The organism is Corallococcus sp. RDP092CA, from assembly GCF_041903675.1.
Taxonomy (GTDB): domain Bacteria; phylum Myxococcota; class Myxococcia; order Myxococcales; family Myxococcaceae; genus Corallococcus.
In genome coordinates this window covers 1-14,210 of the sequence record NZ_JAYESI010000062.1, presented here as the reverse complement: position 1 = coordinate 14,210, position 14,210 = coordinate 1, and the positions used below count along the sequence as shown (strand labels likewise).

Here is a 14,210-nt window from a genome sequence, read left to right as displayed (position 1 = left end):
GGGGGTCGAGTTCCGCCATGAGTCGCGGTGTGTCACGTCACAGCCAACACCGTCGAGCGCCGCCCCGCCCACCGTACGCTGCCCGGCAGCCCCTTCAAGCAGGCACCAACCGGTGAACGGTTACGTCCAAAGTTGTCCGACAGTCGGACAGGTTTTCTCGGTTCGGATGGCTGAGGCCCCCGGCAGCGATTGCCCGAAGCTGTCCGACAGCCGGACAAGTTTCCTTGGTTCGGATGGCCGAGGCCCCCGGCAGCGATTGCTCGAAGCTGTCCGACAGTCGGACAGGTTTTCTCGGTTCGGATGGCCGAGGCCCCCGGCAGCGATTGCCCGAAGCTGTCCGACAGGCTTCTTCTGTTCAGATGGCGCGGGGGCTCCCCGGCAGCGATTGCCCGAAGTTGTGAGGCCCCTCGGCGGCGATCACCCGAAGCTGTCCGACTGTCCGACAGGTTTCTTCGGTTCGGATGGTGAAGGCCCCCAGCAGCGGTTGTCCGAAGCTGTCCGACTGTCGGACAGGTTTTCAGCGTGCCGTCTCCGGGAGGGAGCGGCAGGGTTCTTACCGTCTCATCCGGTCATCCATTGAGAGGGCCTTCAGGGCTGAAGGCCAGGCCTGACCCTGGATGATGGCGATCCTCCCACGGACGAAGGTGTGTCCCCGGCGAGGGTGCTTCGGGTCTGGGTTTGACGGGATTTCAGACTCGGGGGCTTGCCTTCCCCCCGCCAGCGCCCGGTTGAATGCGGGCCCATGTCCCTCACCCCTGTCACGGACCCCAGCGGCTTGCTGGAGCGTGCGCCGCGCCTTTCGGAGCTCCTGCCGGACGCCGCGCTGTCGGAGGCGCTCGCGCGGGGCGATGCGTGGGCGGTCCACGCGGTGCTCTCACGCCGGTTGGAGCACGAGCCACCGGGCCCCAACCGGGCCCTGCTGGCGGCGCTGGTGGAGGACCGGGGCGCCTTCGTCATCGCGGCCCGCCCTCCGTCCATGTCCTCCGTGCTCGGGACCGGCGTCCGCTGGCAGGGCGCTCCTCCTCGTGGCGCCTCACCGAGCGCGCCCTTCGTCGCCGAGCGCACCGTGACGGTGCTGGGCGTTCCGATGTGGCCTCTGGAGGGCTACCTCGTGCGCGCGGACGGCCAGGGGCCGCTCCAGGTCATCGGGCAGGTGTCGCCCTCGCCGGGCAGGTCGCGCCGCCGCGCGGTGTCCCTGGCCGGAATGGCATTGGGGCTCTGCGCGCTCGCGGGAGCGGGCGCGATGTGGCTGGAGGCTCGCAGCGTGCGCGCCGTGACGGTCGTCAACGGGCTGTCGCGGCCCGTGGATGTGCGCATCGGCGGTGAGCACTGGGTGGTGGCGCCCGGAGCGCAAGAGCAGGGGCGCGTGAAGCTGGGAGACGGCCTGCTCCGCGCGGTGACGACCTGGCCCGGCCAGGGACAGGTCATCGAGGACGTGCCGCTGCCCTCCTCGGGCGAGCACATCCTCTACAACGTGAAGGGCGCGGCCATGCTGGCGGCGGTCCCGGATCCAGGGGTCCCCTCCGCGGGCCCCTACTTCAGGTCCCTCTCGGAGAGCGCCACGGCGCTCCAGCCGGGTGAGCATCTCTCCGTCCAGGCCGCGAGCTGGGAGGCCGCCGCGCACGCCTTCGCGGAGGAGGGCCGCTGGCAGGCCGCGGGCCGCGTGGCGTCCGCCGTCGCGGAGGTGGAGCCGGGCAACACGCTCGCGCGGGAGATGGCCGCGCGCGCCTTCCTCATCCTGGACACGCAGGTGCCGACGAACCTCCCGGACGCCCTGCGCTGGCGCAACACGCGCGGCTTCGCCGCGATGCTGATGCACACCTGGCAGGAGGACCCGGGCGCGCAATCGCTCGCATTGGCGCTGCTGCGTTTCATTGGCGAAGGGGACACGGCCCGCGCCCGCTACGTGGAGCACGCGCAGCAGCACCCGGACTCACCGCTGGCGGCCCTCTACCTCCAGCGCGCGAGCCCGCCGTCCGTGGGCACCGCGGAGGCCGTCGCCGCGTACCAGGCGCTGGCGGCGCGCTTTCCGGACTCGCCCGAGGTGAACCGCGCGTGGCTGGATGCGCGGTGGCGCTTCGAGCTGGGGGACCCACGGCCCCTGGGAGACAGCGAGCGCCAGGCCTACGCCGTCGAGACAGCGAGGCTGGCGCAGGCCTTCGGGCAGCGGCACCCGCCGGACACCCTGGAGGCGCTGGAGCTGGACGTGCGCATCCTCCTGCGCGCGCAGCTGCGCGACGCGGCCACGGCGCTGGTGCGCCGCCATGCTCAGGACGCGCGCCACCGGACCTGGGACTTCCTGGTGCTGGCCGGACGCACGGCCGCCGCCGCGGGCCCCGAGCACACGTCCTACGTGATGCGCGACTGGGTTCCCCCCGCCCTGGCGCGGCGGCCGGAGCGGCTGGCGCTGCTGGAGCTGCTCACCGGCCAGCGCTCGCCGAAGGAGGCGGAGCTCGCGGCGGTGACGTCGCCCGTGGACCGCGCCGTGCTGCGCCTCACCCGGGACACGCTGCTGGACCCGAAGCGCGCGCTCGAAGCGGCCGTGCGCGAGTCCGAGGCCGTGCTGTCCCGCCTGGACCCGGAGGTCGCCGCGCTGCTCGCCCTGGAGCTCACACGGGTGGGGGATGCGCGCGCGAAGCACCTCTTCAACGCCTCGCTGCCGCTGATGCTCGCGCGCGAGCCGCTGCGCAACCAGGTCCTGTCCGCCTCGCGGGCCCCGGGGCCGGGGCTCATCCGCGTAGCCCCGGGCCTCCGCGCCGCCGCCACCCTGGTCCACGCCCGGCGCGACGCGCCGGAGGGCTACCCGGTCTTCGCGGAGCGGCTGATCGGCCTCGCCCGCCTGGACGCGCTGGGGGGCTTCGCGGTCCGCGCCGCCGGCCCGTGGATGCGGCGCGCCTTCGACGCGTGCATGGACACGAAGGTCGAGCAGCCCCTGCCGCCCGGCATCCTCCTGACCGGCGCCATCGTGAAGGAGTATGCCCGCCGGGAGGATGACCGGGAGGGCCGCCGCCCGAACTGCGAGGCGCGCATCGTCACCCCCACCGGACTGCCGCTGCCCCGGGCCGCCACCACCGCGACGGCCGGAAACGCGGACGGCGCCGACCCCTGAGACCGGGTCCGGCGCCGTCACGGTGAAGCGCAGCGGTGGACGTCTTCAGCCCGGCTGGCAGACCTGACGGAGGATGTCGAGCGACTCCAGCGCCTTGCCCGCGCCAATCACCACGGCGGACAGCGGGTCCTCCGCGAGGAACACCGGCAGGCCCGTCTCCTCACGCAGCAGCGTGTCCAGGTTCTTCAGCAGCGCGCCGCCACCGGCCAGCACGATGCCGCGGTCCGCGATGTCACCGGCCAGCTCCGGCGGCGTGCGCTCCAGCGTCAGCTTCACCGCCTCCACGATGCCGTTGACGGGCTCCGCGAGCGCGTCGCGCACCTCGTCGCTGGACACCGTCAGCGTGCGCGGCACGCCGGCCACCAGGTCGCGACCCTTGATCTCCATGGTCATGACCTCGTCCGTCGGGTACGCCGTGCCGATGCCCATCTTGATGAGCTCCGCCGTGCGCTCGCCGATGAGCAGGTTGTACTTGCGCTTGACGTACTGGATGATCGCCTCGTCCAGCTTGTCGCCGCCGATACGCACGGACTTGGCGAACACGATGCCCGCGAGGCTGATGACCGCGACGTCGGACGTGCCACCGCCGATGTCCACGATCATGTTGCCGCTGGGCTCCGTCACCGGCAGGCCCGCGCCAATCGCCGCGGCCATGGGCTGCTCGATGAGGTAGACCTCGCGCGCGCCCGCGTTGGCGGCCGCCTCGCGCACCGCGCGGCGCTCCACCTCCGTGATGCCGGACGGGATGCCGATGATGATGCGCGGGTTCACCAGCGTCTTGCGGTTGTGCGCGCTCTGGATGAAGTAGCGCAGCATCGCGGCGGTGATTTCAAAGTCCGCGATGACGCCGTCCTTCATGGGCCGGATGGCCACGATGTTGCCCGGCGTCCTGCCGAGCATCTCCTTGGCCTCCTTGCCCACGGCGAGCACCTTCTTGCCGCCGCGCGAGTCCTGCTGCACCGCCACGACGGAGGGCTCGTTGGACACGATGCCCTGGCCGCGGATGTAGATGAGCGTGTTCGCCGTACCCAGGTCGATGGCGAGGTCGCGCGAAAACAGGGTGTGGAGCCAGTCGAACATACGGGGGCGGAAGCTTTCGGAAGGGCCGGGAGTCTCCTCGCCCTTCAGACGGAGTGCGTTGTCGAAACTACTACGCGCCGCAATACGGAGGAAGAAAAGCCGGTACCCCTTCTGGGCGCCGCTCGCTGGACAACCAACCACGCCCGTCCGTCTGTTCCCTTGTCCGCACTCGACTCGCCGCCCGGACGACGGGCCGCGTCCTCTCCAGGACGGCGGCCGGGCGGACCCGCGCGCGGTTCAGCGCTTGATCGAGTACTTCGCGATGGCGTAGAGGGCGCGCACGCCATCCTTCCAGCCAATCTTCTTGCCCTCCTCGTAGGTGCGCCCATGGTAGCTGATGGGCACCTCGAAGACGCGCCAGTTGCCGCGCGCGACCTTGGCGGTGATTTCGGGCTCGAAGCCGAACCGGTCCTCCTCCACGTGCACGGAGCGGAGCACCTCCGCGCGGAAGGCCTTGTAGCAGGTCTCCATGTCCGTGAGGTTCAGCCCGCTCGTCATGTTGGAGAGCATGGTGAGCGTGTTGTTGAGGACGGTGTGCCAGTAGTACAGCACCCGGCGCGGCGACCCGATGAAGCGGCTGCCGAAGACGACGTCCGCCTCGCCGTCGATGATGGGCTGGATGACCCGCGGGATGTCCTTGGGGTCGTATTCCAGGTCCGCGTCCTGGACGAGGATGATGTCCCCCGTGGCCTCGGAGAAGCCCCGGCGCAGCGCGGCCCCCTTGCCCTGGTTCTTCTCCTGGAAGAGCACCCGGATTTCGTTCCGGTTCTTCGGCGTCCCTCCGAGGATGTCCAGGCCCTGCTCGGACAGCTGACGCAGGAACTCGCGGCTGCCGTCCTTGGAGCAGTCATCCACCAGGACGAGCTCCTTGGGGAAGTCCACGGCGGTGCAGCGGCGGAGGATTTCCGCCAGGGTGGGAATCTCGTTGTAGACGGGGATGACGAGCGAGACGAGCATGGCGGCCCCGCCCTATCGCATTTCCCCCGCCAGGGCGACTCCCTTGCACACAAAATTCAGGGGAGGGCCGCTTTCCGGAGCGCGTCCAGCAGGGCCTCCAGGTCCGCGTCCCCGGTGAGCGGATGGATGAGCGTGGTGCGCAGGTACACGCCCCGGGGCAGCCGCGTCTGCACCAGGTAGAAACTTCCACGGGAGACCAGGGCCTCACGCAGGCGGACCTGGAGCGCGTCCCAGCCCTCCGGCGGCACGCGCGCGGGGGTGTGGCGGAAGCAGACGATGTTGCAGTCGGGCTCCACCGCCAGCTCGAAGTCCGGCGCGGCGGTGAGCAGCCGCGCGAAGCGCTGGCCCTGGTCATAGGACGCGGTGACGGCCTCCTCGAAGACGCGCGTGCCCAGCACGGACAGGCACGTGTAGACCTTGAGGGCCATCATCTCCTTGGTGCACTCCAGCGTGCGCAGGCCCACGTCGCTGTAGGGGCGCGCGTCCTCGCCGTCGCCGTGGAAGAGGTAGTGGGCCTCCTGGGAGAAGGCGTCGAAGGAGCGCGCGCCGTCGCGGAAGAGCACCGCCGTCACCAGCGCGGGCATGAGCAGCCCCTTGTGCGCGTCCCACACCACGGAGTCCGCCCGCTCGATGCCCTTCACCCGCGCGCGGTGCCGCGGGCTCAGGCTCGCGGCGGCCCCGTGCGCGCCGTCCACGTGGAACCACAGGCCGTGCCGCTGGGCGAAGTCCGCCACGGGCTCCAGCGGATCGAACGCGCCGGTGGCGGTGGAGCCCGCGCTGGCCGCCACCGCGATGACCTGCCTCCCCGCGCGGGTGGCCCCGGCGAGCGCGTCCTCCAGGGCGTCCGGCCGCACGCGGAAGTGGTCGTCCACGTCCACCGGGGTGAGGCCCCCCTCGCCCCAGCCCATGATGCGGACCGCGCGGGCCAGGCTGTAGTGGGCGGAGCGGGGGACCAGCACCGTCAGGGGCGGGCCCGCGTGCGCGCCGCCGTTCCACGCGTCGTAGCCGGCCTTCGCCTGGCGCGCGGCGAGCAGCGCGGTGAGGTTGCCCGCGCTGCCGCCGGAGGTGAGCACGCCCCGGGCGCCCGGGGGCAGGCCCAGCTTCGCCGCCATCCACGCCAGCACGTGGTGCTCCATCGCGGTGGCGACGGGGCCCATCTCGTACACGGCCATGCCGTTGTTGAGCAGCGACGACACGGCGTCGCACAGCGCCGCCAGCGGCAGGGGCGCCGTCACCTGGTGGCCCACGTAGCGCGGGTGGTGCAGGTGGTGCGAGCCCTCCAGCACCCGCGCCATCAACCCGGCGAAGGCCGTGGAGACCTCCGGGGCGGGCTCCTCCGGGAAGGGCGCGGCGAAGCGCTCCTAGTTCACCGCGGGCGGCGCCCAGGGCAGCACCGGCAGCGCGCCCCCTCCGAGCGCGGCCTTCAGGTAGTCCGCGAGCTGATCCATCAGGGCGTGGGCGGTGGCCCGGAAGGCCTCCGGTTCATAGGCGGCGCGCAGCGGCGGGGAGACGGGGGTCGTCATGGCGGGCGCACGCTAACGGGCGCGCCTCCCAGGCGCGGGAAACCCATGCCCGCGAGCGCCCTGGCGCGCTCCAGGCCGGACGGCCGGTCACCGCCTCCCGCTCCGGGAGCGGGCGGGCGGACAGGGGCCCGGAGGGGGGCGGGCGGCTCGCGGCGCCTCCGGGGCGTCCCCACCTTTCCCCCGCACGGGAGGAGACGACCGATGGCCTTCGACGATACGCCGTCCGAACGGCGCTCCATCATCAGCGGCATGCGCGTCCGCGCGGCGGACGGGGCGCTCCTGGGGTACGTGGCCCTCATCGGGCAGGAGCATCTCTACATCCGGCGCTCGCCCTTCGTCCGCCACCGCGACTGGAAGGAGGCCCCCCTGTCCGCCGTGGGCCGGGTGCTCCAGGGCGCCGTCGTCCTGAAGGAGGGGACGGGGCCGCTGGCCCACGCGGACGCCGCGTTTCACGGAGAAATCCCGACACAGACGCTGCCCCTGGCGCTGGGGCTGGAGCCGCCGCACGCGTGAGGGCGTCCAGCGGCGGACACTGAGGAGGGGCGTGGACAGCGGAAGTGTGCTTCAACTCGGCGCCATGGCGACCTCTCTTGACGAGCTTTCCCAGCGGGTGTCCGCGGCGTTCGCGGACCGGGCGAAACTGAAGGACGCGGACATGGTGGCGGCGGTGCGCGAGACGCTCGCGCGGCTGGACGCCGGGGAGCTGCGCGTCGCGGAGAAGGGCCCGGAGGGCTGGCGGGTCAACGCCTGGGTGAAGGAGGCCATCCTCCTGTTCTTCGCCGTGTCGGAGATGCGGGTGCTGGAGGTGGGCCCCTTCGAGTTCCACGACAAGGTGCCCCTGAAGAAGGGCCTGGAGGCGGCGGGCGTGCGCGTGGTGCCGCCGGGCACCGTGCGCTACGGCGCCTTCGTGGAGAGGGGCGCGGTGGTGATGCCCGGGTACGTGAACATCGGCGCGCGGGTGGGCGCGGGCACCATGGTGGACACGTGGGCCACGGTGGGCTCGTGCGCGCAGGTGGGCCGCAACGTCCACCTGTCGGGCGGCGTGGGGCTGGGCGGCGTGCTGGAGCCGCCCACCGCGTCGCCGGTCATCATCGAGGACGGCGCCTTCCTGGGCAGCCGCTCCATCGTGGTGGAGGGCGTGGTGGTGGAGGAGGAGGCGGTGCTCGGCGCCAACGTGGTGCTGACCGCGTCCACGCAGATCATCGACGTCACCGGGCCCCAGGAGGTCATCCACAAGGGCCGCGTGCCGGCGCGCAGCGTCGTGATTCCAGGCATGCGGGAGAAGCAGTTCCCCGCCGGGAAGTACATGGTGCCGTGCGCGCTCATCATCGGGCAGCGCAAGGCGTCCACCGACCAGAAGACCAGCCTCAACGCCGCCCTGCGGGACTTCGCCGTCGCGGTCTGAGCCGACGGAAGATCCGCCGCTCGCGGGGTCGCGTATGGAGAATGCCGCGGCTGGAGACAGCCGCTGTCGTTCGTGAAGACATGGAACACCTCGACGACATCCTCCCCGAGTGGCTGCTCGGGACCCTGGAGCCGGAGCGGCGCGAGGCCGGGGCCCGGCACCTGGACGGCTGCGCGCGCTGCCGGGCGGAGCGGGCCCGGCTGACGCCCGCCGTGGAGGCGCTGGGGGCGCTCGTCCCGCCGGTGGCGCCCCCGGAGTCGGTGCTCCAGGCGCTGCTGGGCCAGATGGAGGGGCCGGGCCGCTTCGCCCGCTGGGCCGGGAGGGTGGCCGCGTTCCTGGCCGTGACGGAGGCGCGGGCCCGCGAGCTGCTGGAGTCCCTGGCGGAGCCCTCGAACTGGATGCCCGGCCCGGTGGACGGCGTGGAGCTGATGCCCGTGGAGACGGGCCCCGGGCGCGAGGGGATGCTGGCCGCCGTCGTGCGCCTGCTCCCCGGTGTCCGCTACCCGCGCCACGCGCACCAGGGCCGCGAGTGGAACCTGGTCCTGGAGGGCGGCTTCCGCGAGGACACCGGCCACGAGGTGTGGCCCGGGGACGCGCTGGAGAAGAGGGACGGCTCGCTGCACGACTTCACCGCGCTGCGGGGCCCCGCGTGCATCTGCGTCACGGTGTTGGAGGGCGCCACTTCGTTTGAGGAGCAGGTGGACGGGGCCTGACGGGACACGATGTGTCGGGCGTGGCCGGGGAGTATGGTGCTTCGCGCATGGCCTCCATCGACCTCGCCACCCGCCTTGCCCAGACGACGCTCGAGCTGTGTCGCATCGAGAGCCCCATCGGCCACGAGGGTCCCATCGCGGACCACGTGGAGGGCTGGGCGCTGAAGCACTTCCGCCGCGAGGAGGTCTTCCGCGTCGGGCACACGCTGCTGCTGGGCTCGCTGGAGGACCCCCGCCCCACGGTGGCGCTCATCGGCCACCTGGACACGGTGCCCATGCACCCCGGCGACGTGGGCCGCGCGCCGCGCATCGAGGGCGAGCGCGTGCACGGCCTGGGCGCGTCCGACATGAAGGGCGGCGTCGCGGTGATGATGGCGCTGGCGGAGGACCTGAAGCGCGCCGCGCTGCCCGTCAACGTGGCCTTCCTCCTGTACGAGCGCGAGGAGGGCGCCTACGCGGAGAGCGGCCTCATCCCGCTGTACGCGAAGCGGCCGGACCTGTCCCGCGTGAAGTTCGGCATCGCCATGGAGCCCACGGACGGCGTGGTGCAGGTGGGCTGCGTCGGCAGCATGCAGGTGACCGTCCGCTTCACGGGGCGGAGCGCGCACTCCGCCAGGCCGTGGCAGGGCGAGAACGCCATCCACAAGGCGGGGCCGCTGCTCACGGAGCTGCTGGGCCGCGAGCGCGTGGAGGTGAACGTTGCGGGCTTCCCCTTCTATGAGGTCATCAGCGCCACGCTGGCCAGGGGCGGCCGGGCGCGCAACGTGGTGCCGGAGGCGTTCGAGCTGAACCTCAACTACCGCTTCGCGCCGGGCAAGAGCGTGGCGCGGGCGCAGGAGGACGTGCTGGCGCTGGTGGCGGGCCGCGCGGAGGTGGAGTTCACGGACGCGTCCCCCAGCGGTCCGGTGGCCGCGGGCAACCCGCTGTTCCAGCGGCTGATGGCGCTCACGGGGCTGCCCGCGGCGTCGAAGCAGGCGTGGACGGACGTGGCGCGCTTCGGCGAGTGGGGCGTGGACGCGGTGAACTTCGGGCCCGGCGAGACGGCGCAGGCGCACCAGCTCCACGAGAGCGCGCCCATCCCGCCGCTGGCCGTGGCGTACGAGAAGCTGGCCGCGTTCCTCAAGGGCGCGGCGTAGCGACAGCGCCCGCGCCGCGCGCTTCGGGGCCGGATTCTCGGCCTCGCGCGCATTCGTCAGATGGCGTGCATCTGCGCGGGGGCCCCCGCGTGCAACCCCGGCGGTTGCGCATACGCTTGCGGGGTCGTCATCCCTGGAGGTCGTTGATGCACGCCGAGTCGCACATGCAGGACCCGAACGAGACCCCGTCGTCCAACGCGCTGCTGCCGGTCGGGGCGGCGACGCCCGCCAGGCCGTCGCGCCGTCGCGCCTCCGGTGCGCGCAAGGGCGCCCGCAAGGCGTCGTCCCGCCGCACGGGGGCCGCGAAGCGCGCGACCTCCAAGCGCACCACGGCGAAGAAGGCCGCGGGCAAGCGCACGGCGAAGAAGGCCGCGGGCAAGCGCGGCACCGCGAAGCGCGCCACCGCCCGTCGCGGCGCTCGCAAGGCCCCGGCCCGTCGCGCCGCCGCCGGCCGCACCGCGCGCAAGACGTCCAGCCGTGGCACGGCCACGCGCAAGACGTCCGCTCGCAAGAGCGCCTCGCGCCGCTCCACGCGCCGCTAGGAGGTCACGCGCGGGGCCTGCGGGGAGGCGGACGGCGCTGGACTCCCCGCCGGAGCCCCCTGCTCCTCACCCCCTGAGCAGGGTGGGTCATCCCCTCGGGGACCAACGAGGGGGTGTGCATGTCGAAGGGGAGGCGGAAGCCAACCATTCCAGTCGCCGGAGTTCTACGTGCCGTGGCCGGCGCCGCTGAGCCCGAACCTGGAGTCGGCGCGCGCACACGAAGGCGTGGTCATGCCAGACGGGCATCCTGGGGCCGCCGCGGGGGATGGGACGGACCGTGAAATCGGGTCCGAGCGCCGCTTCGACGGCATGGCCTGCGCGCTGCTCCGTGCGTACACGCACCCGGAGGCGCCGAGGCCGGAGCTGGACCTCATCTTCGAGAACACCAAGCACCTGCTCGATGAGTCGATGTGGGAAATCGAGAACGTCAGCGAGGCGCGCGTCTCCAATCCCATCGGGTACATCGAGATGCGTCGCGAGGTGGGCGGCGCGCCCTGGTCGTCGGACCTGGTGGAGCACGCCGTCGCCGCGGAGACTCCGGACCGCGCGGTGAAGCGCCGGCGCGATGCGCGCCTTCAAGGCCCCGTTCTCGGACGCGGTGCGCCTGCGCAACGACCTGTTCTCCTCCGCGCGCGAGCAGGAGGAGCGCTCCAACGGCGTGCCGGGGGAGAAAGTGGTGCTCGGCGGTTGACCCGCCCTCACCGTGAAGTCCGAGCGGGCCCGGTGTGCATGCGCGCACCGGGCCCGTCTTTTCGCGGCACCGGCCTGTTGAGAGATGGATGCTCCTCAATCTTCTCCCGCGAGGGTTCGCGAGACCCGGTAGGTTGATCCGCGTGCCCTCCGCGTCCCGCACCTGGCTGGCCGTCATCCTCGGGGTTGCCATCGGCGTGGGGGTCGGCCTCGGTGGCTTCACCTTCGCGTACGCGAAGGGCTCGGCCTACCTGCGGGACGACCCGGCCGCCTGCGCCAACTGCCACATCATGAACGAGCAGTACGACGGCTGGCGCAAGAGCAGCCACCACGCGGTGGCCACCTGCAATGACTGCCACACGCCGGCCAGCTTCCTTCCCAAGTACTACACGAAGGCGAGCAACGGCTTCTGGCACTCCTTCTACTTCACCACCGGCACCTTCCCGGACCCGATCCGCCTGCGTCCGGGCAATCGCGTGGTGACGGAGAATGCGTGCCGCAAGTGCCATGCCGCCATCGTGGAGGCCATCGAGACGCCCCCCACGGCCCACGGGCGGGTGGACTCCGGCGGGCAGCTCCAGTGCCTCACCTGCCACAACTCCGTGGGACATCCCGAGGGGTCGGGGAACCCCGAGCTCATCCGTAAGGAGATTGCACGATGACCGAGCCCGAGAAGGCTCCGGAGAAGCGCCGGCGGTTCAGCGGCACCCGGCTGGTGATCGCGGTGGCGGTGGCGGCGGCGCTGGCCTCGGCGGGCGTCACCGCGCTCCTGGTCAACATCATGGAGCGCAAGCAGGAGGCGAAGAACCCCTTCTACCGGGTGGTGGAACTCGACGACACCATCACGGACCCCGCCGTGTGGGGGAAGAACTTCCCGCTGCAGTACGACGGCTACAAGCGCACGGTGGACCAGCAGCGCACCCGCTACGGCGGGAGCGAGGCGGTGGAGCGCACGCCCACCCAGGCGGACCCGCGCTCGGTGGTGGCGCAGAGCCGGCTGGAGGAGGACCCCCGCCTGGTCACCCTGTGGAGCGGCTACGCCTTCGCCGTCGACTTCCGCGAGGAGCGCGGCCACGCGCACATGCTCGAGGACCAGACCTTCACCCAGCGGCAGCAGGTGACGCAGCAGCCGGGCACCTGCATCCACTGCCACGGCAGCGTGTACGTGCCCTACAAGAAGCTGGGGGACGGGGACCTCATCAAGGGCTTCGAGAAGATGAACCAGATGCCCTTCGCGGAGGCGCGCAAGCTCGTGGAGCACCCGGTGTCCTGCATCGACTGCCACGACCCCGCCACGATGCAGCTGCGCGTCACGCGCCCGGGCTTCATCGAGGGCATCGCCGCGCTCAAGGCCAGCCAGGGCGTGGCCCACTTCGAGGTGAACCGGGACGCCACCCGCCAGGAGATGCGCACGTACGTGTGCGGGCAGTGCCACGTCGAGTACTACTTCAAGGGCAAGGAGAAGCGCCTCACGTACCCCTGGGCCAAGGGCATCAACATCGACCAGATCATGGCCTACTACGACGAGGACGGGCACACCGACTGGACCCACGCCCTCACCGGCGCCAAGGTCCTCAAGGCGCAGCACCCCGAGTTCGAGATGTACAACCAGGGCATCCACGCGAAGAGCGGCGTGGCGTGCGCGGACTGCCACATGCCCTACCAGCGCGAGGGGGCGATGAAGATCAGCGACCACCACGTGCGGAGCCCGCTGCTCAACATCAACCGCGCCTGCCAGACGTGCCACAAGTGGAGCGAGGCGGAGCTGCTCGAGCGGGCGGAGGCCATCCAGACGCGCACCTTCCAGACGCGCAACATCGCCATGGACGCGCTGGTGGACCTCATCCACGACCTCCAGCGCGCGCAGGAGGCGGGGGCGCCCGAGGACGCGCTGGCCAGGGCGCGCGACCTCCAGAAGCGCGCCCAGTTCTACCTGGACTTCGTGGAGGCGGAGAACTCCATGGGCTTCCACGCGGACCAGGAGTCGGTGCGCATCCTGAGCAACTCCATCAACTTCTCACGCCTGGGCCAGAACGCGCTGCGGCCTGGCGGAGGGGCCTCCACCGCCCCGACCCAGCGACCCGCGGGGGCGCCCGCGGCCACCGGCAGCGCGGGCGCGCAGCAGGGCTCGCGGTAGCGGGCGACGGGCCCTCCGGGCGGTCAATACTTCACCCGCACCAGGAACACGTCGCCGCGCGCGGGCTGGAGCTTGTCCACGCCGAAGTCCGTGACGCGGTCGGTGTCGCCGAACAGCACCGCGTCCCCGTCAGGCAGCAGCGCCACCGCCGGCACCGCCTCCACGCCGTACAGCTCCCCGCGCGCCTCCGGCGCGGGGGCCAGGAAGAGGCGCGACGCCAGCGGCTGCCCCGTGGGGTCGAAGCGCTGGGTGAAGAGCTGCGCGGACCCCAGGCCGTCCGCGTTCGTGGCGCCGTTCTCCAGCCACGAGTACGTGTAGCCCACCACCAGCACCTCGCCGGTGGAGTGGATGGCCACGCCCTGCACGGACGCGTCCACGCCCAGGTCGCGCGCCCAGCGCTCGGTGCCGTCCGCGCCCGTCACCGCCACGAAGGGGCTGGGGCTGGCCGCGCCCTTCAGCGACGCGCCGGCCCAGGAGAGGCTGCCCTGGAAGTCGCCGCCCACGACCACGTCGCCCGCGGCGTCGCGGCTCACGTCCCGGACGCTGCCCTTCACGCCGGGCCGCACCTTCGCCCAGCCGAGCGCGCCGCCCTCCTGGTACAGCGCCACGAAGGGGCTGCCCGAGCCGGACGCCTGCGTGGCGTTGGGGCCGAAGCGCACCGTGCCCACGTAGCGCCCCGCCACCACCACGCTGCCGTCCGCGCCAGGGGCCAGGGACAGGGGCTCGGCGCCCGCGCCCTCGGACTCCGCGCTGCCCACGGCGAAGGCGCTCCTGTGGTTGCGCCGCGAGGAGCTGGTGGGGTGGCTGGTGCTGCCTGCGTCAGCGTGGGCTTGCTCGTGTATTTTTCGCGACCAGGGACTCGTCAGCGCGTTGGAGGAGGCCCGGTTTCAGGCCGACTTCATCTATCTGGCGCACGCC

Annotated in this window: 14 protein-coding genes and 1 pseudogene; 10 read left to right on the top strand and 5 right to left on the bottom strand. The window is 72.2% G+C overall.

Annotated elements, in window-relative coordinates:
• Positions 1-742: 742 nt before the first annotated feature.
• Positions 743-3,109: a hypothetical protein gene (locus tag U8525_RS33850; protein ID WP_374270872.1), complete on the top strand. Its 2,367-nt coding sequence runs from the start codon at positions 743-745 to the stop codon at positions 3,107-3,109.
• 45 nt (positions 3,110-3,154) lie between these two features.
• Here the strand turns inward: U8525_RS33850 and U8525_RS33845 are convergent, their stop codons facing one another.
• The 4 genes from U8525_RS33845 to U8525_RS33830 all read right to left on the bottom strand — a co-directional run bounded on the left by U8525_RS33845 (position 3,155) and on the right by U8525_RS33830 (position 6,669).
• A complete protein-coding gene (locus U8525_RS33845) occupies positions 3,155-4,189 on the bottom strand; it encodes a rod shape-determining protein (RefSeq protein ID WP_014400170.1) in 1,035 nt (344 codons plus the stop codon).
• Positions 4,190-4,426: 237 nt separating this feature from the next.
• Positions 4,427-5,146: a glycosyltransferase family 2 protein gene (locus U8525_RS33840; RefSeq protein ID WP_374270871.1), complete on the bottom strand. Its 720-nt coding sequence runs from the start codon at positions 5,144-5,146 to the stop codon at positions 4,427-4,429.
• A 56-nt stretch (positions 5,147-5,202) separates the two neighbouring features.
• Positions 5,203-6,441, bottom strand: a complete 1,239-nt coding sequence (locus tag U8525_RS33835; RefSeq protein WP_374270870.1) for an aspartate aminotransferase family protein — start codon at positions 6,439-6,441, stop codon at positions 5,203-5,205.
• Positions 6,442-6,507: 66 nt separating this feature from the next.
• On the bottom strand, positions 6,508-6,669 hold the full coding sequence (locus tag U8525_RS33830; RefSeq protein WP_374270869.1) for a hypothetical protein: 162 nt from the start codon (positions 6,667-6,669) through the stop codon (positions 6,508-6,510).
• Positions 6,670-6,870: 201 nt separating this feature from the next.
• Between U8525_RS33830 and U8525_RS33825 the strand changes: the two genes are divergently transcribed.
• The 9 genes and pseudogenes from U8525_RS33825 to U8525_RS33785 all read left to right on the top strand — a co-directional run bounded on the left by U8525_RS33825 (position 6,871) and on the right by U8525_RS33785 (position 13,292).
• A complete protein-coding gene (locus U8525_RS33825) occupies positions 6,871-7,182 on the top strand; it encodes a hypothetical protein (protein ID WP_374270868.1) in 312 nt (103 codons plus the stop codon).
• A gap of 64 nt (positions 7,183-7,246) precedes the next feature.
• Complete coding sequence (locus U8525_RS33820) at positions 7,247-8,074, top strand: 2,3,4,5-tetrahydropyridine-2,6-dicarboxylate N-succinyltransferase (protein WP_374270867.1); 828 nt, start codon at positions 7,247-7,249, stop codon at positions 8,072-8,074.
• Positions 8,075-8,154: 80 nt separating this feature from the next.
• Complete coding sequence (locus U8525_RS33815; protein WP_374270866.1) at positions 8,155-8,787, top strand: cupin domain-containing protein; 633 nt, start codon at positions 8,155-8,157, stop codon at positions 8,785-8,787.
• Positions 8,788-8,834: 47 nt separating this feature from the next.
• Positions 8,835-9,923 (top strand): succinyl-diaminopimelate desuccinylase, encoded by a 1,089-nt coding sequence (gene dapE / locus U8525_RS33810; RefSeq protein WP_374270865.1) that lies wholly within the window; start codon positions 8,835-8,837, stop codon positions 9,921-9,923.
• Positions 9,924-10,069: 146 nt separating this feature from the next.
• A complete protein-coding gene (locus U8525_RS33805) occupies positions 10,070-10,465 on the top strand; it encodes a cell envelope biogenesis protein TolA (RefSeq protein WP_374270864.1) in 396 nt (131 codons plus the stop codon).
• 231 nt (positions 10,466-10,696) lie between these two features.
• A pseudogene (locus tag U8525_RS33800) lies at positions 10,697-10,966 on the top strand (hypothetical protein); the annotation flags it as partial.
• A 64-nt stretch (positions 10,967-11,030) separates the two neighbouring features.
• On the top strand, positions 11,031-11,156 hold the full coding sequence (locus U8525_RS33795) for a hypothetical protein (protein ID WP_374270873.1): 126 nt from the start codon (positions 11,031-11,033) through the stop codon (positions 11,154-11,156).
• Positions 11,157-11,289: 133 nt separating this feature from the next.
• On the top strand, positions 11,290-11,817 hold the full coding sequence (gene nrfH / locus U8525_RS33790; RefSeq protein ID WP_374270863.1) for a cytochrome c nitrite reductase small subunit: 528 nt from the start codon (positions 11,290-11,292) through the stop codon (positions 11,815-11,817).
• Positions 11,814-13,292: an ammonia-forming cytochrome c nitrite reductase subunit c552 gene (locus tag U8525_RS33785; protein WP_374270862.1), complete on the top strand. Its 1,479-nt coding sequence runs from the start codon at positions 11,814-11,816 to the stop codon at positions 13,290-13,292. Before nrfH ends, U8525_RS33785 begins: the two co-directional genes overlap by 4 nt.
• A gap of 23 nt (positions 13,293-13,315) precedes the next feature.
• Here the strand turns inward: U8525_RS33785 and U8525_RS33780 are convergent, their stop codons facing one another.
• Positions 13,316-14,050, bottom strand: a complete 735-nt coding sequence (locus U8525_RS33780; RefSeq protein ID WP_374270861.1) for a hypothetical protein — start codon at positions 14,048-14,050, stop codon at positions 13,316-13,318.
• Positions 14,051-14,210: the final 160 nt, after the last annotated feature.